We start from the raw sequence: 17,906 nt of genomic DNA, 5'->3' as shown, positions 1-17,906 counted from the left end.
AATACAAAAGCACCCTAATTAAACAACTCCAAGGCGGTAGCGAAACTAATATAAAGCCGTCCTATAAGGACGGGGTTTCTACCCAATTTTTCGATGAAAAAAGATGAAATGCCAAAAAAATAATGCTACACTTATGGCCGAGCATAGCTTGATGGTCGTGCATCCAACCCCGAAGACATTCTAATTGTTAAGAAATAATTCAATTCAGTTAAGGAGAATACTATGGAAGTTCTCGGCTACACTCACATGGCGATGATGTATGAAGAAACTGTCGGACCTCTGAGAATCCGTTCGATCGCCCTTCCTCGCAGATTAAGTTTAAAACAAGTCGGTAGCGCGATCGCCCTCGCAGGATTCCTCATCTTTGGGGGTGGAGTAACTGCAATAGTTGCTTCGACTTTATCTCGTTCTAATGTTACTCCCGTTCATCAAGAAGTACCGGGTTTCTAAAAATTCCCCAAAATTATCGGTTTTTTTCACCCTCTAGCATCTGGCTAGAGGGTTTTATAAAGAAATATTGAAAAAGGTTGACAAATGCGCTAAAGTATCCCAGTAATTCAGAATTTTTAATTAGTCTTGTCTTCAGCAATTCTCCTCGTTTGGCACGGAAGCCGCGATCGCCGTCCCCATCTCGCCATGTCTCAGTTAACTACCCTCGTGACTCGAGAACTCAGCGCGATCGCCCCGGGTTCTGTCACCGGAAATACCCTCGTTTTGCCCTTCTCCCCCCCCATCAATTCTGCGGCGCTGGAATTAGCCTCTATGCCCCTAGAAGATAGCATCGTAGAATTTGCCCAAAAAGCAAAAGCAGCCGGGTTAAAGCGCGTTAAAATCTGTCCTCTGTTCCTGTTAAGCGGCATTCACGTTAGCGAAGACATTCCCGATCGCGTTGCCAAAGCGCGATCGCAACTAAAGGGAGAAATTGAGCTAGAATTAATTCCTCATCTCGGCTCCCTCGGAGAAATGGTAAAGTTGCTCAACGCTGCTTTTGCCCGCATTCCCGCCCAAAATCGCATTTTATTGGCTCACGGCAGTCGGCGCGAGTATGCCAACCAAAAAATTGCGGAAATTGCCGTAAAATTGAACGCCATCCCTGCTTATTGGCACGTTTTACCGGATTTAGAAAGGCAAATATCCCATTTGGTAACAGGCGAACAGAAAACGATCGCCATTCAGCCCTACTTTTTATTTACTGGGGGGATTACCGATGCGATCGCCCAAGAAATACAAAGATTGCAGTCCAAATTTCCCCGTACAGATTTACGTTTAGGACAGCCCCTCGGTGCAACGCCAGAACTGGCAAGATTAATTAGAGATTGGATAGATTTATGCTGTTAGAAAAGCAAACAACTTGGACGGGTAAAGTTTACTTGGTCGGTGCCGGACCTGGGGACCCTGGCTTAATGACCTTGAAAGGGAAAGGCATCCTCGAATGTGCAGATGTGGTGGTTTATGATGCCTTAGTCAGTCCAGAAATTTTGCTGATGATTAACCCCCAAGCTGAGAAAATTGATGCCGGAAAGCGCAGGGGACGACATTCCAAATTACAACAAGAAACGACACAAATCTTAATTGACAAAGCACGAGACAAGGCGATCGTCGTGCGCTTAAAAGGAGGAGATCCCTTTGTTTTTGGGCGCGGAGGGGAAGAAATGGAGGATATTTTGGCGGCGGGTATCCCAGTAGAAGTCGTCCCCGGAATTACCTCTGGTATCGCGGCTCCAGCTTATGCGGGTATTCCCATCACCCATCGCAATTATAGTTCCTCTGTTACCTTTGTCACCGGTCATGAGAAAGCAGGGAAATATCGTCCTCAAGTTAATTGGGGCGCGATCGCCCAAGGATCTGAAACCATTGTGATTTACATGGGCATTCATAATCTCCCCCAGATTACAACCCAACTGCAAGAGGGGGGTTTAAACCCAGAAACCCCCATCGCTTTGATTCGTTGGGGGACTCGCCCAGAACAAGAAGAACTGATCGGCACCCTCGCCACAATCGTCGAACAAGTTGCAACAACAGGCTTTGAGGCTCCGGCGATCGCGATCGTTGGCAAGATTATTAACTTTAGGGAACAGATCGCCAAAAATGGGTAATCCTCAAATCCTGAGAAAGTATTGAGAAGTATTGAGAAGTATTGAGAAAAATTTCCCCTACCCGATCGCCAATTGTCGATTCCCGATTACCGATTAATGGCATCATATTATGGATGAGAATCGCTTAACCCTTCGTTATATTGGCTTCATCGAGCCAGTCATCATTTCTGTTATCAGAGATGAGAAGCCAAAAACGAGAGAATTGAGGCGATATTATCTCTATAACAAAAAAATGGAGCAAAAATCCATTGGAGGAGGAGAATGCGTTTTTTAAAAGTTGCGGCGATCGCTTTTGCGATGCTATTGTTCAGTTTTCAAATTGCGGTAGACAACGCTCGGGCGGTTAATGTGGATGAGGTTTATCGAACCGTCACCTTAAACTCGGAGGGCGAAACCGTTGTCATTACCAACAAACAATTAGATAACGGGAGGAAGATATTTAACGATACTTGTTCTCAATGCCACATGGCAGGAAGAACCAAAACCAATCCTAATATCACCTTAAAATCGGAGGATTTGGAAGGTGCATTCCCATCCCGATATAACGTTTTGGCTCTTGTAGATTTCATCAACGATCCCAAAACCTATGATGGAGAAGAGTCGATCGATGTATTGCACCCCAGCATGAGTCGTCTCGATCTTTGGTCGGAAATGAGAAAATACAATCAAGATGACCTCTACAATTTAGCAGGTTATATTCTCGTTCAGCCCAATTTAAAAGGCGAACAGTGGGGTGGTGGTAAAACCATTAACTAATACCCTTCTTGAAGGTATGAAGGAGTCGAGAAATTATTTTTTAGAACTTACGCAATTAGGGAGCAAGACGCAATTAGGGAGCGAGACGCTCCCACTACTGTATTCTCTAATTATGGTAGTGCGGGCATCTTGCCCGTTAATGTGTAAGTCCTATTTTTGATTCTCTCACTCCTCTCCCACTCATTAAATGGGGATGTGGCTGTGCCATATCCCCTTAATTCTTACTATTACCAATCACCAATTACCTGAATGCAAATCCGAGTTGATTTACCTCAAAATGCTTATGATATCGCGATCGCCTCGGGTGGTTTAGATAAGATTGGCGAACAACTGCAACCCTTGAATTTGGGCAAAAAAGTCCTCATTATTTCCAATGCGTCAATTTTTAAGCATTATGGGGAAAGAGTCCAAAAGTCCTTAGAAAATGCTGGGTTTGAAGTTATCTCCCATCTTATCCCCCCAGGAGAACGCTATAAAACCCTTAAATCTATTCAAAAAATCTATGATACCGCTTTAAAACATCATCTCGAACGATCTGCTACTTTTATGGCGTTGGGTGGGGGTGTTGTGGGGGATATGACGGGTTTTGCGGCTTCGAGTTGGTTGCGGGGGGTGAATTTCGTACAGGTGCCGACTTCTCTCCTGGCAATGGTAGATGCGGCGATCGGGGGGAAAACAGGGGTTAATCATCCCGAGGGGAAAAATTTAATTGGGGCGTTTTATCAACCCAAACTCGTTGCGATCGATCCCTTGGTCTTAAAAACTCTTCACCCTCGAGAATTTCGGGCAGGAATGGCAGAAGTAATTAAATATGGCATTATTTGGGATGCAGACCTTTTTGCCCGCCTTGAAGCCGCTAAACGCCTCAATAGCTATTATTTTATTGACAAAGAATTATTAGAAACGATTTTGCTGCGATCGTGTCAGGCGAAAGCGGAGGTGGTGAGTCAAGATGAAAAAGAAGCGGGTTTGCGTGCCATTCTCAACTATGGACATACGATCGGCCATGCAGTGGAAAGTTTAACCGGATATCGTTCTATCAATCATGGGGAAGCCGTGGCAATTGGTATGGTTGCTGCGGGGGAAATTGCTTTAAAACTGGGAATGTGGGGCGATCGCGATGCTGAACGACAAAATGCTTTAATTGAGAAAACGGGACTCCCGACAAAAATTCCTAGGGATCTGGATGCTGATGGGATATTAGAAGCGTTGAAAAGTGATAAGAAAGTTAAAGATGGGAAGGTTCGTTTTATTCTTCCTGATCGCATTGGTGCCGTTAGGATCAGCGATCGCGTTGGAGAAGAGGAGATCAGGAGTGCGATCGCAAATTGTCAATCAAACAATTAGTAAATTCATCAGAATTTGATCTGATAATGGAACCAAAGATAGGGATTATTTGAAAGGGGTGTGCAAGCGATCGCCCAAAAAAGCTAAAAGGTCAATCTATTTAGTGTCCTGTTAACCAAATTGGCGCAGGTTTTTGCATTTATGATAAGACTAGAAAGTTAATTGTAGCTTATCAATCGATGACTTTCGTTCGCTCCCATCACCCCAACTTGACAGCACTCCCAAATTCTCGTCCCATGAATGCCATTTCTCCCTCAAATATCTCTCCCTGGTTAGCTCGCATTGCTTACCCCCTCGGGCGTTATTGTCTTCTGCCATTTTACTTTAATCATATTGAAGTGAATGGACAAGAAAATATTCCCCTTGATGGTCCTGTTCTTTTAGCCCCCACTCATCGATCGCGTTGGGATGCGCTGATTTTAGCTTATGCTGCTGGCAGATTAGCAACGGGAAGAGATCCTCGCTTTATGGTGTCGAGTAATGAAATGAATCGTAAGATACAAGGATGGTTTATTCGCAATTTGGGAGGCTTTGCAGTGAATCCTAAGCATCCGAATTCAGCTAGTTTATCTCATAGTATCGATCTTTTATGCCAAGGTGAAATGCTGGCGATTTTTCCGGAGGGGGATATTTATCACCAGCGTTGTGTTGAATCTTTAAAACGAGGTTTGGCCGCGATCGCCTTACAAGCTCAAGCTAAACTCGCGCAAGAAACTGTTAAAATTGTTCCCATTAGCATTCATTATTCCCAACTTTATCCTCGTTGGGGATGTGATGTTAAAGTTGATATTGGTAATGCAATAGAGGTTTCGCGTTATGGGACTGGGAAATCTAGCAAAAAAGTTTCTCAAAAACTAACTGCCGATCTTGAAGATGCGTTGAAAGGTTTACACGAACTCGAAGAGATTCAAGATTATGTTCTTTGTTAGAGTTTTTAATTAGATTTTGTCCTGTTGAAGATATTGCGATCGACTATTCAGAGATCATCCAAGATCAACTAATTTCCGAGACTTGCTCTTGAGAAATACAGTTATCGAGTAGAATAATTTGGGTTACTTGAATCAGTTGTTCAAACTGAAAATTATCAACTAAGTGCATTAAAAAATGGGCAATTTCTGGATGGCGATCGCGAATCTCTTCAATGAGTTGTATGACGCGATCGCTATCTGCTTCTCTATTAGAGATTAAAGAAATTGGTAAAAATATTTATTAATCTGGAATGCTTGTAACAAAATTGCTATTCTACATCATGATATATTGAGTCGTCAAATTAAATTTTCGTGGTGTTTAGCAAGAAAGGAATCGATCGCTTATGCAACGCATTAAAACTTTATTTCTGGTGACTTTCGGCCTGCTTATTTTTAGAGGTTGGAATATCTTCCCAAATCGATTACTAGCAGCAGATATGGCAAAAGATAGTACCCATGAGTCGGGTCTGAATGCTTCAACTATCATCAATCTCAACGAACTAACAGCTAACCCAGAAAACTATGACTTCTTCACCTTCAGACCCAATTTAGAAAAACTCATTCTTTCCGGAGCCGCCGATACCGAGCATATCAGTATCTTGTGGTACACTGTCCCAGATGGGAGTGTTGGACTCCACTACCACTCCATGACCGAATCTGTATATTCCATTGATGGCTCCCAAACCGACGCAAAAGGAGTTTATCCCACGGGATCGCTTTATTTCAACCCCCCTAGCAGTGGACACTCGATTTCAGATAGCACTGGTTTTTTTATTTTGGCCTATGCTTCACCACCAGATTTCGCAAATACAGACTTAATTCGGGACTATACCCCCATTCAAATCAACACTCTCGATCCTGAATTAGAGTCAATGTATCCCTTTGAGGAAGCCCAAGATGATGTTTTAGTTTACGATATTCCCCTTGATTCAGACGGTGGTATGCGTTCGCAGTTCATCAAAAGTGCTTCTCTGGAAAACTATGATTATCAAGGCAATTATCTATTGGTACTAAAGGGACTTTGTACTATTGACGGAACTGTTTTTGATAAAGATATGTTAGTGGTTGCTCAAACGATTCAAACACAGTCCTATCAAGTTAGTGCGCCGGAAGGACATTCTTGCCTAGCCCTTGGTCTTTCATTCCAGTAAGTCGATGATTGCTTCTGGAAAAATCGCCACTGTTTTTGGTCTTAGATAATTGAATTGAGAGTTTGAACAACTTGATTCAGTTGTTGTATGCCTACTTTGGTTTGATTAATACCGCTAGCGGTTTCTTTTGATGACTGATTAATGATGTTCATGGCATCGACTACTTGTTGAATGGCATTTGCCTGTTGTTGGGAATTTTGAGAAATTTGTTGATTTTTTAATAACACGTTATTAACAGCATCTGTCACTCCCGAGAAAGCATCTACCATACTTTGAGTAATTGTGCTTCCTGATTCTACTGTCTTAATGCCCTCATCTGTCACTCTGACGGTAGAATTGATTTCATTCTTAATAGACGTAACGAGGTTATCAATCTGATCCGTAGATTTTTTACTTTGATCTGCTAGTTTGCGGATTTCTCTGGAAATAACACTAAAACCTTTACCATTTTCCTCTGCTCGCACGGCTTCAACGGCAGCATTAAGTGCCAGCATATTGGTTTGACTTGCTAAATTGTTCACTACATTGGAGAACAAACTAATCTGATTATTTTGTTTATTTAAGCTCTCTATTTGTTTAGCGATCGCCTCGACGTTTTGTTTTAATATTGTCATCAATTCTAGGTTTCCCTGTATAGCTAAACTTCCCTTATCAGTGAGGGTTAGAGCTTGTTGTGCTGATATTGCAGCATTTTGGGCTTGAGATGCTGATTGTTGAGAAGAAGCGCCCAATTCTTCCACTGTAGTGGTAGTTTCATTAACAGCAATAGCTTGCTGTGTAGCGGCGCGTTCTTGCTGTTCAATTGTGGCAGCTATCTCCGCAGAAGAACTGGCGATGGTATTGGATATCTCATTGATTGGTTGGATAATTTTGCGAGAAATAAATACCATAATAAAAGAACCAATTACTAAAGCAACAGATGTACCTACTACCGATACAAGCAGTGATAATTGCTCTGATTGTTTTGCCAATTTTGTTCGTTCAATCAAGAGATCGTTTTCTATTTTTATCATTTCTTGCAGCTTATTTTTGATTTCATCCATTAATAATTTTCCCCGATCTGAAAGAACTAAATCTCTTAATTCTTGCTCTTTATTCGCTCTTTTTAGGGATACAGTTTCGGACAATTCATCTATTTTATTTTGAGCCAATTCTTGAACTTGCTCCAAATTTTTTATTTGTTCTGGGTTATCTTGTGCTAAATTGTTGATCTCATCTATTGTTTTTAAGAAGTCTATTTTTCCCCTGTTATATGGTTCTAAATATGACTCTTTACCAGTGAAAATAAAACCCCTCTGCCCTGTTTCCGCATCCAATAAATTCTTTTCTAATGTGTATAAATTTGTCTTGACTAGATAAGTATGGGTTTGCCATTCTACAGCTTCCCCCAATTTATTCATGCTTGATTTAGATACAAGTCCAACACCAATCATTAACAAAAAAACAGAACCGAACCCCAACGGTACCATTTTACTAAGCCGAATAGCATTCTGGGACATGGTATAACCTAATTTATAATTTAATTTGTGATTGGGTTCATAAAACTTTTTACTTTTTATTTCTTGCTGGCAGGAAATTGTTCTTGCCAAGAGAACCATTTATGACCTATTCTAGTTATAGTTTCTGTATTAATGCACTAAATTTTAATATTTTTTAACAAGTCTGCTAGTAAATTTATAATAATTTTGTTTTTTTAAGTTTTATGAAAATTTTGTTGCGATCGCCTATTGTCAAAAATACTGCTATTGTTGCTGTTGTGGTTATTATTGTTTTTCTCTTCCTTTATGTTTTTAAGTTTTCAGGCAATATTACTGGCTTTTTTCGCATTGGTGATGTTCTCCCTTTATCTCCTTTTTTAAATCCGCAAGACACTTTTATTTACCCAGAACAATTGGGATATGACGGACAACAATTTTTAAGTATTGCCTTCGATCCTTTTTTACAACAGGAGGGAACAATTTCGGCACTGGATCATCCTCTTTATCGCTATCGACGCATTTTTTATCCTTTTCTGGGCTATCTTTTGAGCTTGGGAAATGTGCGTTTAATTCCTTATACTATGGTGGGAATTAATGCTGTTTGTATTGTTGCGATCGCCTTTATCTGTGGCTTGTATTTAAAAGAAAAAAATGGAACGATCTGGCGATCGCTTCTTGTGCTTTGTATTCCGGGATGCTGGCTGGTTTTCTCTCTATCAACATCAGATTTATTGAGCAGTTTTTTACTCATTGCTTCTCTTTACTATTATCAAAAAAATAAGCCAGTTTTAACCACGACATTTTTAGCATTAGCTTGTCTGACAAGGGAGACTGTTTTGTTAGTTTGGTTTGCTTTTATTTTGGTCAGTTATTGGCAAAAAAACTGGCAGCAACTACGTCATTTATTTATAGTTCTTCTGCCAGTTTTTGCTTGGAATTTTTATGTTTTTATTCGCTTTAAAAACCGAGGTATATTAGGAACTAAAACAAATTTTGACTATCCCTTTGTTGGCATTTTTTCTAAGATTGTAGGCTTCTTTCAAAATGAATTTACAACGAGTACAATTTTTGAAATCTATTTATTTGGCATTTTGATTGCTTGTTTTGTCTCGATCTTCTGGTATGGTTATCATCAACCCAAGCAAAATACTTTACTTGTCGGTGTTACCTTTGCTTATGGCTTGTTATTCTGCCTGAGCAGTATTACAATTTTAGGGTATTATTTGGATTTTTCACGGGTTTATATGGATATTTACTTTTTGTTGTTATTGAGTGCGGGAGAAGGCGCGATCGCGATCGCACCTTTAGCTGCATCAGGATTGGCCAGTGTGGCCTTTCTTCTCATACAATCATAGTAGGGAGGTTTGAGATGAATCACTCGGAGAATGTAGAAACAAAAGAAACCTTTGAATACAATTATCAAGCAGGAAAACAGGCCTTTGAAAATGGCCAATATAAAGCTAGTATAACCTATTTAGAAACAGCCTCTGCCTTAGTCAATCGTCTTTCGCGTTTAGGAGGAGAAGTGCAAATATGGTTAGTGACAGCTTATCAAGCAGCCAATGCAATAGAAGCGGCGATCGCACTGTGTGAAAAACTCTTATTGCATCCCGACTCTCAAACCAAAAAACAAGCAAAAAATTTAATTTATATCCTCAAAGCCCCGCAACTTAAGCGTCCCGAAGATTGGATGACCAATATTCCCGACTTGGTAAATTTAGAAGAGAATACTGTCAAAAATTACTACGTTGACATTAAAGCCAAACCCCAGGAAAATCGCGATAGTATTAGCGAGTCATCTTCTCTCGAATCTGAAGAAATTAACCATCAAGATAATCAATTTACTGGATTTGCCTTGATGGTAGTTTTACTCATTTTGGGAGGATTATTTTTTTGGAGTCATTAACTTCTAGAAATTCAAATTTTTGTGCTTTGCAAACTAATACGATCGCAATTCTTCCATCATGGTTTTAGCATCAAGAGAAAGTTGGGATAGTAACCGAGAAGCTACACTTAAAGTATCTTTTATTTCCCATGAGGCTTGCCATTCACGAATTAAACCTAATAAAATATGTTCTGTATTGATGAGAAGATTTCCCCCGGCGATCGCCTCCTCCAGAGAAAATTCTAAAACTCGTTTAGCCTTGGGAGTTAAAGGAACTTCTTCCCCTGTTCCTCGACCTTCTCCAATAAATTCTTTTACTTCCTTTCGCGTTTGCACTAAATCCATCCCCCAAGATTTGAGCGATCGCGCCGCTTCTCCACTTCCCTCCCCCATTAATCCTAATAAAATCTGTTCTGTGCCGATAAAATTATGATTTAAGCGAGCCGCTTCGTTACGCGCAAGAAGTAAAACTTGTAAAGATTTTCCCCCCAAGCGATCGTAAATTGCCCCATCAATAAGATGTTCAAGATCGTCATCTTCGGGAATATATAAAAAATGATTTTCAGTAATTAGTTCATCTTTCCTTTCGCTGACCTTACTCCAGTCAACCACGCGCCGACGGACGCAACATTCAGCATAAAAAAATGCCAATAAATCTTCCAAAAGATCGACATCGATCCCATAATATAAATATTGATCTTCTTGACGCGATCGCACTAGCCCTTGTTGTTGGAGTTTAGCTAAATGAGGCATGAGTTTAGCTTGAGGAATCTTCAGACGAGCTTGTATTTCTCCTTGCATCATCCCTTGAGGATGTTTTTTAACCAGCAAGCGTACAATAGTCAAGCGTGCGGTAGAGCCTAAAGCAGCAAGAAGATCGGCATAACGAGTGATATTATCTTTTTTCATAAAATTACTTTTTCCGAATAATTGCTTGATATTCTTTCTCAGTAAATCGATCCTCTGCACTTTCGAGGCGATCGATAAAAAGGATACCATTAAGATGATCGAGTTCGTGTTGAAAAATGCGGGCGACAAAATCCGTGAGAATTGTTTTTTGAAGATGGCCGCGGCGATCGCCATATTCCACCTCTATTTCTTGCGATCGAGGCACTAATCCCCGCACTCCTGGCACGCTCAAGCATCCTTCCCAATCCTTATCTATAGCTTCGGAAGCTGCTAAAATTCGGGGATTAATCATTGCTGTAGGCTGCATTATGGGAGCAGAAGGATAGCGATCGCTCGGCCTAGAAGCAATAATAAATAAACGATAAGATTGAGCAACTTGAGGTGCAGCAATACCAACTCCCTTAGCTGCGGCTGCCGTTGCGATAAGATCATCGATTAAGACTTGAATATGTGGCTTAGTAACATCTTTGACGACTTGGGCTTGTTGTCGCAAAATAGAATGACCTAATCGAGCAATATCGAGTAGTTCGGACATAATACAGAAAAAAGCAAGTTATTTCCCATTCTAGATTCTCGATCGCCATCCCCGATCGCTTTGTTAAACAGAACCTCTATTTCAAGTTTGTCCTCAAGTTTGTTCTAGCTACCAAAATGCCCATGTCTCCCGATCGCCTTTGGAATGCTATCTTAAAACGCTTGGAAGCCCAATTGACTCCTCCCACCTTCAAGACGTGGATCGAGCCAGCAACCCTGCAAGAAGTCCGCGATCGCGTTATAGTTATCCAAGCGCCGAACCCATTTACCCGCAATTGGTTACAAAAGCATTACCTGGCGATCGTGGCAGAAGTAGCAGCAGAGATATTAGGATATCCTGTAGAAATTCAATTCACTACGGCTCAGGGGGATGGCGCGATCTTTCCCAATCCTCCCCAAGAAGATCGCCATTCCTTACCCACGCCATTTAATCTCAAATACGTCTTTTCTCATTTTGTCGTCGGTGCTAATAATCGCATGGCTCATGCGGCTTCCCTCGCGGTAGCAGAGTCTCCAGGACGGGAATTCAACCCCTTGTTTCTTTGTGGTGGAGTTGGTTTGGGTAAAACTCATCTCATGCAGGCGATCGGGCATTATCGCTTAGAAATTGCTCCCAATTCTCAAGTATTCTACGTTTCTACGGAAAAATTTACTAATGATCTCATTACCGCCATTCGTCAAGATAGTATGCAGAGTTTTCGCGATCGCTATCGCGCAGCAGATGTACTCTTAGTGGACGATATTCAATTCATTGAAGGCACAGAATCCACCCAAGAAGAGTTTTTCTATACTTTTAATACCCTACACGAAGCCGGAAAACAGGTGGTTTTAGCTGCCGATCGCTCTCCCGATCGCATCCCTCGCTTGCAAGAGCGCTTATGTTCTCGCTTTTCAATGGGATTAATTGCCGATATCCAGTCGCCGGATTTAGAAACCCGCATGGCTATTCTGCAAAAGAAGGGAGAAGATCAAAATATTAGCCTCCCGCAGACAGTCATTGAGTATATTGCTACCCGCTATACCTCCAATATTCGGGAATTAGAAGGCGCACTGATTCGCACCATAGCCTACATTTCCATTTCTGGGTTGTCCATGACCGTCGAAAATATTGCCCCTATCTTAAATCCCACCTCAGATCGGGTGAAAGCAACCCCTGAAAACATTTTAAATGCAGTATCGGAGGCTTTAAAGGTTTCCATTGAGGATCTCAAAAGTAGCTCTCGTCGCCGGGAAATTAGCCAAGCTAGACAAATTGCAATGTATCTGATGCGACAGCATACGGATTTGAGTTTGCCAAGAATAGGGGAAGAATTTGGAGGCAAAGACCATACCACTGTTATGTATAGCTGCGACAAAATTACCCAACAGCGCAAAAATGATAATAAACTTAATCAAATCCTCATGCGGTTAAGCGATCGCGTCGGTTTGAATTAAGAAGATTTTAAATATTTGTTTAAGATTTAAAACATTTTTAGGATAATCCTGATTTACGCTTCTAAGGTGTAAAGGTGAACTCTAACAAAGCCAAAACATCCTTTGTCTTTGCATTGCTAGTTAAGGACCATTAATATGAGACTCCCTCGAAATTGGTTACTATCCCTCTCTCTGAGCGCATTTTTTAGTTTTACTGTTCCCATTATCACCAGTGCCGCAATTTTGATCGGCTTGTGGGGATTAAGTTGCATTCCGACTTGTCAGGCGATCGCGGAAAACAATATCCATCGCGTTTTAGCGTTTTTGGCGGTTTTTGGCAGTGGACATCCTGTAGTCGGTAGTTTGACTATTGGGGGTGCTTGGGGTTTTGTGGGGGGTTTATTCGATTTGTGTACTCCCTATCGCTACCAACTCTCTGAATAAATTAGCAAAGTATGGGAAAGCAAAGAAATATTATAATTTTCACAGCAATTGATTCTCTTTTGCCAATTACCTGCCCCGTTATTTGTGAATGTACTATATTTATCTACATGGTTTTGCCTCAAGTCCGCGATCGCTAAAAGCACGATATTTGTGCGATCGCTTTGCTAAAGTCGGTATTTCCTTGCATATTTTAGATCTCAACCAAGACGATTTTTCTCACCTTACTTTCTCTCGTCAACTTCAGCAAGTTAAAGAAGAATTTCCCGATCCGGAGACTCCGATTACAATTATTGGTTCAAGTTTTGGTGGCTTAACGGCTGTATGGTTAGCACAAAAACACCCTCAAGTCAAGCAAGTTATTTGCCTTTGTCCTGCGTTTAATTTCCTGAATCACTTTTTAGCGAAAATCGGCGAACAAAAACTACAACAATGGCAAGAAACGGGATATTTATCGATCTATCACTATGGCCAAAATCGTCGCTTACCTTTGCATTATGAGTTTATTACAGATGTACAGAAGTATCCCGACTCAGAATTACAATGTGTTGTACCAACATTAATTTTACATGGGCGGTACGATGAAGTTATCCCCATTCAAGCCTCGAAGAATTATCAAAAGAATTTTCCTCAAGTAAAATTAATTGAATTGGAAAGCAATCATACCCTAGGAAATGTTATTCCCCAACTTTGGGAAGAAATTCAAAAATTTTGTTTATAGGTTTAAGAAGCACTCACTTTTATTTGTCCGGCATAACTAACACTAATTGATCCTCCATAAGCACAAGTACATTTACTACTATCTGTCAGTGCAGCAATTCCCCCAATCTTGGTTTTTACCGCACCAGGAGACCAAGGGGCGATCGTGGCAGGAATACAGACTCCTGGAGTATATACCCCCAGTGCCGCCGCCGTCGCCGCGATGGTAGTGGGGTTGGTTGTCGATTTACACAGGACAAAACTGGAAATATTGGCGATCGGAGCATAATCCATAACCGTTGCTGCCGTCAAAGTTGCAAACACTTTGACATTAGACGTTACCACTAAAGGTGTCGGCACAGTTCCCATCGAGCAAGAAACTATTGCACCTGTAACCACTAAGTTTGCCATTTTTTCAATGATTAATGAACAATAATTAATAAGAGATTGACTCTATTTCTTTAGCCTAAACTAACCGTAGCCCCAGAAACAGAAACCGAAGTTCCTCCGCTTACCGTAGCCGTTGTTGAACCTTTTAATGTAGCCGTTGTCGAGCCTTCAACACTAACACTGGTCGCCGCTTTAAGACTAACACTACTGGAGGAAATTGCTAACTTACTACTGCTTACGCTGGCATTGACTGCACTTGTTCCTTTAATTTCCACAGTTTTAGCACTGAGGGTAAGGGTATTGCTAGAACCAGCAGAAATGGTCATATCTCCTGTTGACGTAATACTAACAGATTTACCATTATCATCCAAAGTAATAGTATGACCTCCTTGAGATTTTACCTCAATTTTCTTATTAGTATCATCAAATAAAATTTGATGCCCTTCTTTGGTTTTGATCTCGATTTTTTTATCGGTATCGTTAAAGTTTGCTGCATGACCGTACTTGGTCGTTAAATAAGCCCCAATATAACTACTATCTTTATCCTCTTCAACAAACTGGAATTTGTGACCGACTCGGGTTTGCAAAGTTCGCAAGCGGACTTTCCCCTTAGCCACACTACTTGTCACCTCTTCTGGAGGTTTATCTGTACCATTCCACAGGCCTCCTAGGACAATAGGGCGATGAATATCACCGTGTTCAAAAGCTACGAGGACCTCATCTCCCACCTCGGGCAAACAGTCAAATCCCCGAGAACTGCCTGCCCCTACTCCTACCACCCTCGCCCACCAACTTGTGTGAGCATCAGAGCCAGATTCAGGAGTGAGAGTGGGAAACCAAACCTTCACGCGATGGAGTTTATCAGTCTCATCATTATTGTCCGTCACTTTACCAATTAATAAAGTTTGACCGATTTTTAAGCGATTGGGAGGGGAGAGAATACTGAGTAAATCTCCCCCGCGCAACCCACGCACGCTAAATTCTGTCGTATAAGTCCCGCGATCGTAAATCTGACGGGTTTCGGTAATATAATACTCTCCCGTGTAGCTTCCCATGTTGGTCAATTTAACAATTTTACCGGGACGAATATCCGGATTTCCAGTTGCTGTCGCATCAGCAACAACAAAATCCCCTGACAATTCATCCACTAAGGCTTGAGCAATTGTGTCGGCTTCTGTAGAGCTATAAATAGGCTTATCAACCACAATCATTTTCGGAGATGTCGGCTTATCAAATAGCGTACTTGAACTCATTCCTTTGCCATATTTCGTGGAGGTTAAAACATTACTTTGAGATGATTTTGTCGAAGAAATTTCTTTTTTTGTGGTATAGTCCCAGCCTCTTACTTCTACTTCTTTCACTTGCTCGGCACTAGAAACTCGTCCGCGAAAACTCGATAAATCTGTTAACCATTCTAGCTCTAATGTTGCTGAAGAACTAGGCTTACGAAAAAATAGTTTTTCATCTTGAACAAATAACTCATAACCATTACGAGCCGCACGTTCTCGCAAAAATTCCATATAGGTTTGATTTTCTTGGAAAACATAATCATGAGTGGGACTGGTTGTGTCTATTGTTCCAGCAGAAATCCCGACCATTGAGGCGATTTTTTTGACTATATCGCTATCCGTCATATCCTGATAAGAAGCAATAATTCTCCCTCGATGTAGGCGATGAGCAACATCATATCCTCGCACGATAATCGGCGCTTCTGCTTGACTGGTAAAATGTGTTTCTAGTCCTGTAATTTCTCCTTTCATTAACGTTCCTGTTGATTCATCGCTAAAATCTTCTGATTCCGTTGTACTGGCTGTAAAACTAATTTCTACGGCTGTTCCCATCGAGAAGCTACCTTCATTTTCTCCAAAGGTATCATCAGAATTACCGCCATATTTAGGATTACTAACAACAATCGTAAACATACTGGGAGCATGGAGACTTTCCTCTACAGAAGCATAGATGATATCTTCTTTGAGGTCGTCAGAAATCGCGCTTCCTCCCACTTTAATCGTTAGTTTTGGGGTATAACTTGCAGTAGCCATAATTTACAATTCAAAATCCAAAATTGAGGGATAAAATTAGTTTAACGACTCGAACGATTGGTGGTATCGTAAGATTTGCTACTGGCACTAGAAGCCGTTAATTCTTCAACTTCTAACAGGTTTAGGCTCGTAATTTTTGCTTGTACTGGTGTGCCATCGCTATAAAATCGGGTTAACTCATAAGTCAAGGAAGTAATAAAACATTTGATATAGGTTTTTTGACCCCAAGTTAAAGTATAAACTGGGGGTCGTCCTAAAGAGTCATCTTTTTCCAATGCGGTTTCAAATTTTTGAATATAGGTCATAACATCTGTTCCCGTTTCGTAAGTATCGAGGATAATCTCGGAAATTGAAACGGTGCTGGCATTAGGACCTTTATAGTTTACCTTGGGTAGTCCTCCTCCCCCGGTTCCTTCTTCACATTTTGTTTCAAACGATCGCGTCACTGTAATTTTAGTGGGGTTAAACAAAAATTCGATCGTATCGTTTTTCTCAGAAATAAATTGTGCTTTTTCAAGAGCCATGTTTTTCTCCTTAATTTGTTAATTTTGGCGTTACCAAGGCAAACGTCCAGAATAGCCAGAACCATGACGTTCTCGTTCTAAAACTAAGCGTTGACGAACGAATTTATAGATTTCTCGTGCTAAGATTTCTAGGTTATTTCCGTTATTTGTTGGTGTAGATTCTTCATTTTGAGAGGTTAAGGTTACAGATTGATTTTCGTCTGTATCTCTCATTATATCTGGCATTTTAGAATTTGAACGATCGCTTGTTCTTTGAATAACGGGGAATCTTAAAGGTTGAATAGCAGGGGCGATCGCGTTTTGAGAATTTCGTCTCGAAGAAGACTTTTTAGGGGGAGATTTTTCTTTTGGTGTTTTTGTTTTCTTTATTTTTGTTTCTGGTGTTGGTTGTCGTTGTACGGTTTCGTTATTTTTGGCTGTTTTCTGTTTATTTTTTGGTGTTTTGAGAGAAGAAGTAGACGTAGTTTGTCTAGGAGTTGTTGCAGCGATTAATTCTTCGATATTCGACCAAGCATCAGGGATATCGTTAAGGCGATCGCCACTTCGCTGCACCGAGTTTCCCTGGGAAGGAGAAGATTTAGAAGAAGTTGATGTTGCAGTGATTAATTCTTCAATACTCGACCAAGCATCAGGAATACCGTTAAGGCGATCGCCACTTTGCTGCACTTTATCTTGAGTTGGGGAAGATTGCATTTCTCCTATTAACTCAGCAAGGTTAGATGGAGAGGATGGTGTGTTTGTGTTAATTGTGGAAGGCGATCGGCGATCGTTAGTGCGATCGTGAGGTTTTGCTTCAATCATTCTCTGTACTATATCTGTGAAGTTTCCAGAAGACTGTCGGCTACTATTTTGGAATTGTTGTGACTGCGACTGAGATTTTCCCGAACGACTTAAAGGACTGAGTTGCGCCAAATTTTCCAACACAGTTGGCATTTTAGAAGTTATTGATTCAGATGAATTCAAGTGAGTTAGAGATGCCAATTGTTCGATAGGTTTCAAAGACTTCTTCGGTTTTTTGCGAGGTAGTGTCAGGCTAGAATGATCTGAAATGCGATCGGATGTTCCTTGTTTAGCATCAGAAGAATTGATTTGAGGTGAATCTGGAGTTATAACTGTTTCTGGAATAGGAGAAATAGATTGTTTTTGAACAGGTTCGTTTGGCGCTATACCAGAACGAGAAGAGATTTCTTGTTTAGTATCGAAAGAAGAGATTTCTTGTTTGGTATCAGAAGAATTAATTTGCGTTGAATCTGGAGTTATAACTGTTTCTGAG

Annotated in this window: 20 protein-coding genes; 13 read left to right on the top strand and 7 right to left on the bottom strand. The window is 40.9% G+C overall.

What is annotated here, in order from left to right; all coding sequences use genetic code 11:
- The first annotated feature begins 222 nt into the window (after positions 1-222).
- The 8 genes from JUI58_RS22010 to JUI58_RS21975 all read left to right on the top strand — a co-directional run bounded on the left by JUI58_RS22010 (position 223) and on the right by JUI58_RS21975 (position 6,318).
- The gene (locus JUI58_RS22010; protein WP_204105989.1) at positions 223-450 is read left to right on the top strand and encodes a hypothetical protein; all 228 of its coding nucleotides are present in this window, start codon (positions 223-225) and stop codon (positions 448-450) included.
- A gap of 126 nt (positions 451-576) precedes the next feature.
- A complete protein-coding gene (locus tag JUI58_RS22005; RefSeq protein WP_204105988.1) occupies positions 577-1,338 on the top strand; it encodes a sirohydrochlorin chelatase in 762 nt (253 codons plus the stop codon).
- Positions 1,329-2,096, top strand: coding sequence for a uroporphyrinogen-III C-methyltransferase (gene cobA, locus JUI58_RS22000; RefSeq protein ID WP_204105987.1), 768 nt, complete (start codon positions 1,329-1,331; stop codon positions 2,094-2,096). Before JUI58_RS22005 ends, cobA begins: the two co-directional genes overlap by 10 nt.
- A 109-nt stretch (positions 2,097-2,205) precedes the next feature.
- Positions 2,206-2,370 carry a hypothetical protein gene (locus tag JUI58_RS21995; protein WP_204105986.1) on the top strand — a complete coding sequence of 55 codons (165 nt, stop codon included), beginning with the start codon at positions 2,206-2,208 and terminating at the stop codon, positions 2,368-2,370.
- Complete coding sequence (gene psbV, locus JUI58_RS21990; protein ID WP_204105985.1) at positions 2,358-2,852, top strand: photosystem II cytochrome c-550; 495 nt, start codon at positions 2,358-2,360, stop codon at positions 2,850-2,852. The genes JUI58_RS21995 and psbV overlap by 13 nt, the downstream gene beginning before the upstream one ends.
- Positions 2,853-3,101: 249 nt before the next feature.
- Positions 3,102-4,199: a 3-dehydroquinate synthase gene (aroB, locus tag JUI58_RS21985; RefSeq protein ID WP_204105984.1), complete on the top strand. Its 1,098-nt coding sequence runs from the start codon at positions 3,102-3,104 to the stop codon at positions 4,197-4,199.
- Between the two features lie 179 nt (positions 4,200-4,378).
- On the top strand, positions 4,379-5,128 hold the full coding sequence (locus tag JUI58_RS21980; RefSeq protein ID WP_204105983.1) for a lysophospholipid acyltransferase family protein: 750 nt from the start codon (positions 4,379-4,381) through the stop codon (positions 5,126-5,128).
- Positions 5,129-5,511: 383 nt separating this feature from the next.
- On the top strand, positions 5,512-6,318 hold the full coding sequence (locus tag JUI58_RS21975) for a cupin domain-containing protein (RefSeq protein WP_204105982.1): 807 nt from the start codon (positions 5,512-5,514) through the stop codon (positions 6,316-6,318).
- Between the two features lie 41 nt (positions 6,319-6,359).
- Here the strand turns inward: JUI58_RS21975 and JUI58_RS21970 are convergent, their stop codons facing one another.
- Entirely contained in the window at positions 6,360-7,916 is a 1,557-nt protein-coding gene (locus JUI58_RS21970) for a CHASE3 domain-containing protein (protein ID WP_204105981.1), read from the bottom strand.
- A 104-nt stretch (positions 7,917-8,020) separates the two neighbouring features.
- Between JUI58_RS21970 and JUI58_RS21965 the strand changes: the two genes are divergently transcribed.
- Positions 8,021-9,151, top strand: coding sequence for a hypothetical protein (locus JUI58_RS21965; RefSeq protein WP_204105980.1), 1,131 nt, complete (start codon positions 8,021-8,023; stop codon positions 9,149-9,151).
- Positions 9,152-9,165: 14 nt separating this feature from the next.
- Positions 9,166-9,702 (top strand): tetratricopeptide repeat protein, encoded by a 537-nt coding sequence (locus tag JUI58_RS21960; RefSeq protein ID WP_204105979.1) that lies wholly within the window; start codon positions 9,166-9,168, stop codon positions 9,700-9,702.
- Positions 9,703-9,735: 33 nt separating this feature from the next.
- On the opposite strand, the gene JUI58_RS21955 is transcribed toward JUI58_RS21960, so the two are convergent.
- A complete protein-coding gene (locus tag JUI58_RS21955; RefSeq protein WP_204105978.1) occupies positions 9,736-10,590 on the bottom strand; it encodes a metalloregulator ArsR/SmtB family transcription factor in 855 nt (284 codons plus the stop codon).
- Positions 10,591-10,594: 4 nt separating this feature from the next.
- On the bottom strand, positions 10,595-11,125 hold the full coding sequence (def, locus tag JUI58_RS21950; RefSeq protein ID WP_204105977.1) for a peptide deformylase: 531 nt from the start codon (positions 11,123-11,125) through the stop codon (positions 10,595-10,597).
- Between the two features lie 116 nt (positions 11,126-11,241).
- Between def and dnaA the strand changes: the two genes are divergently transcribed.
- From dnaA to JUI58_RS21935, 3 genes are all read left to right on the top strand, one after another.
- On the top strand, positions 11,242-12,558 hold the full coding sequence (dnaA, locus tag JUI58_RS21945) for a chromosomal replication initiator protein DnaA (RefSeq protein ID WP_239121642.1): 1,317 nt from the start codon (positions 11,242-11,244) through the stop codon (positions 12,556-12,558).
- A gap of 135 nt (positions 12,559-12,693) precedes the next feature.
- Positions 12,694-12,981, top strand: a complete 288-nt coding sequence (locus JUI58_RS21940) for a hypothetical protein (RefSeq protein ID WP_204105976.1) — start codon at positions 12,694-12,696, stop codon at positions 12,979-12,981.
- A gap of 88 nt (positions 12,982-13,069) precedes the next feature.
- On the top strand, positions 13,070-13,699 hold the full coding sequence (locus JUI58_RS21935; RefSeq protein ID WP_204105975.1) for a YqiA/YcfP family alpha/beta fold hydrolase: 630 nt from the start codon (positions 13,070-13,072) through the stop codon (positions 13,697-13,699).
- Between the two features lie 2 nt (positions 13,700-13,701).
- On the opposite strand, the gene JUI58_RS21930 is transcribed toward JUI58_RS21935, so the two are convergent.
- The 4 genes from JUI58_RS21930 to JUI58_RS21915 form a co-directional block, all read right to left on the bottom strand.
- Positions 13,702-14,088, bottom strand: coding sequence for a DUF4280 domain-containing protein (locus tag JUI58_RS21930; RefSeq protein ID WP_204105974.1), 387 nt, complete (start codon positions 14,086-14,088; stop codon positions 13,702-13,704).
- A gap of 50 nt (positions 14,089-14,138) precedes the next feature.
- Complete coding sequence (locus JUI58_RS21925) at positions 14,139-16,109, bottom strand: VgrG-related protein (protein ID WP_204105973.1); 1,971 nt, start codon at positions 16,107-16,109, stop codon at positions 14,139-14,141.
- A 41-nt stretch (positions 16,110-16,150) separates the two neighbouring features.
- On the bottom strand, positions 16,151-16,633 hold the full coding sequence (locus JUI58_RS21920) for a hypothetical protein (RefSeq protein ID WP_204105972.1): 483 nt from the start codon (positions 16,631-16,633) through the stop codon (positions 16,151-16,153).
- Between the two features lie 30 nt (positions 16,634-16,663).
- Positions 16,664-17,906 (bottom strand): hypothetical protein (locus tag JUI58_RS21915; RefSeq protein ID WP_204105971.1); only part of this gene is annotated, 1,243 nt, incomplete at its 5' end.

The organism is Spirulina sp. CCY15215 (genome assembly GCF_016888125.1).
Taxonomy (GTDB): Bacteria; Cyanobacteriota; Cyanobacteriia; order Cyanobacteriales; family Spirulinaceae; genus CCY15215.
The sequence above is the reverse complement of the archived record's forward strand: the minus strand, read 5'-3'. Positions and strand labels throughout refer to the sequence as shown.

Excerpts from the sequence above, each read along its gene's own strand:
- JUI58_RS21935 (WP_204105975.1), top strand. The coding sequence starts at position 13,070 with ATGTACTATATTTATCTACATGGTTTTGCCTCAAGTCCGCGATCGCTA.
- cobA (WP_204105987.1), top strand. The coding sequence starts at position 1,329 with ATGCTGTTAGAAAAGCAAACAACTTGGACGGGTAAAGTTTACTTGGTC.
- JUI58_RS21965 (WP_204105980.1), top strand. The coding sequence starts at position 8,021 with ATGAAAATTTTGTTGCGATCGCCTATTGTCAAAAATACTGCTATTGTT.
- JUI58_RS21955 (WP_204105978.1), bottom strand. The coding sequence starts at position 10,590 with ATGAAAAAAGATAATATCACTCGTTATGCCGATCTTCTTGCTGCTTTA.
- JUI58_RS21980 (WP_204105983.1), top strand. The coding sequence starts at position 4,379 with ATGACTTTCGTTCGCTCCCATCACCCCAACTTGACAGCACTCCCAAAT.
- JUI58_RS21930 (WP_204105974.1), bottom strand. The coding sequence starts at position 14,088 with ATGGCAAACTTAGTGGTTACAGGTGCAATAGTTTCTTGCTCGATGGGA.
- JUI58_RS21970 (WP_204105981.1), bottom strand. The coding sequence starts at position 7,916 with ATGGTTCTCTTGGCAAGAACAATTTCCTGCCAGCAAGAAATAAAAAGT.
- def (WP_204105977.1), bottom strand. The coding sequence starts at position 11,125 with ATGTCCGAACTACTCGATATTGCTCGATTAGGTCATTCTATTTTGCGA.
- JUI58_RS21940 (WP_204105976.1), top strand. The coding sequence starts at position 12,694 with ATGAGACTCCCTCGAAATTGGTTACTATCCCTCTCTCTGAGCGCATTT.
- JUI58_RS21975 (WP_204105982.1), top strand. The coding sequence starts at position 5,512 with ATGCAACGCATTAAAACTTTATTTCTGGTGACTTTCGGCCTGCTTATT.
- JUI58_RS21960 (WP_204105979.1), top strand. The coding sequence starts at position 9,166 with ATGAATCACTCGGAGAATGTAGAAACAAAAGAAACCTTTGAATACAAT.
- JUI58_RS21995 (WP_204105986.1), top strand. The coding sequence starts at position 2,206 with ATGGATGAGAATCGCTTAACCCTTCGTTATATTGGCTTCATCGAGCCA.
- JUI58_RS21925 (WP_204105973.1), bottom strand. The coding sequence starts at position 16,109 with ATGGCTACTGCAAGTTATACCCCAAAACTAACGATTAAAGTGGGAGGA.
- aroB (WP_204105984.1), top strand. The coding sequence starts at position 3,102 with ATGCAAATCCGAGTTGATTTACCTCAAAATGCTTATGATATCGCGATC.
- psbV (WP_204105985.1), top strand. The coding sequence starts at position 2,358 with ATGCGTTTTTTAAAAGTTGCGGCGATCGCTTTTGCGATGCTATTGTTC.
- JUI58_RS22010 (WP_204105989.1), top strand. The coding sequence starts at position 223 with ATGGAAGTTCTCGGCTACACTCACATGGCGATGATGTATGAAGAAACT.
- dnaA (WP_239121642.1), top strand. The coding sequence starts at position 11,242 with ATGCCCATGTCTCCCGATCGCCTTTGGAATGCTATCTTAAAACGCTTG.
- JUI58_RS21920 (WP_204105972.1), bottom strand. The coding sequence starts at position 16,633 with ATGGCTCTTGAAAAAGCACAATTTATTTCTGAGAAAAACGATACGATC.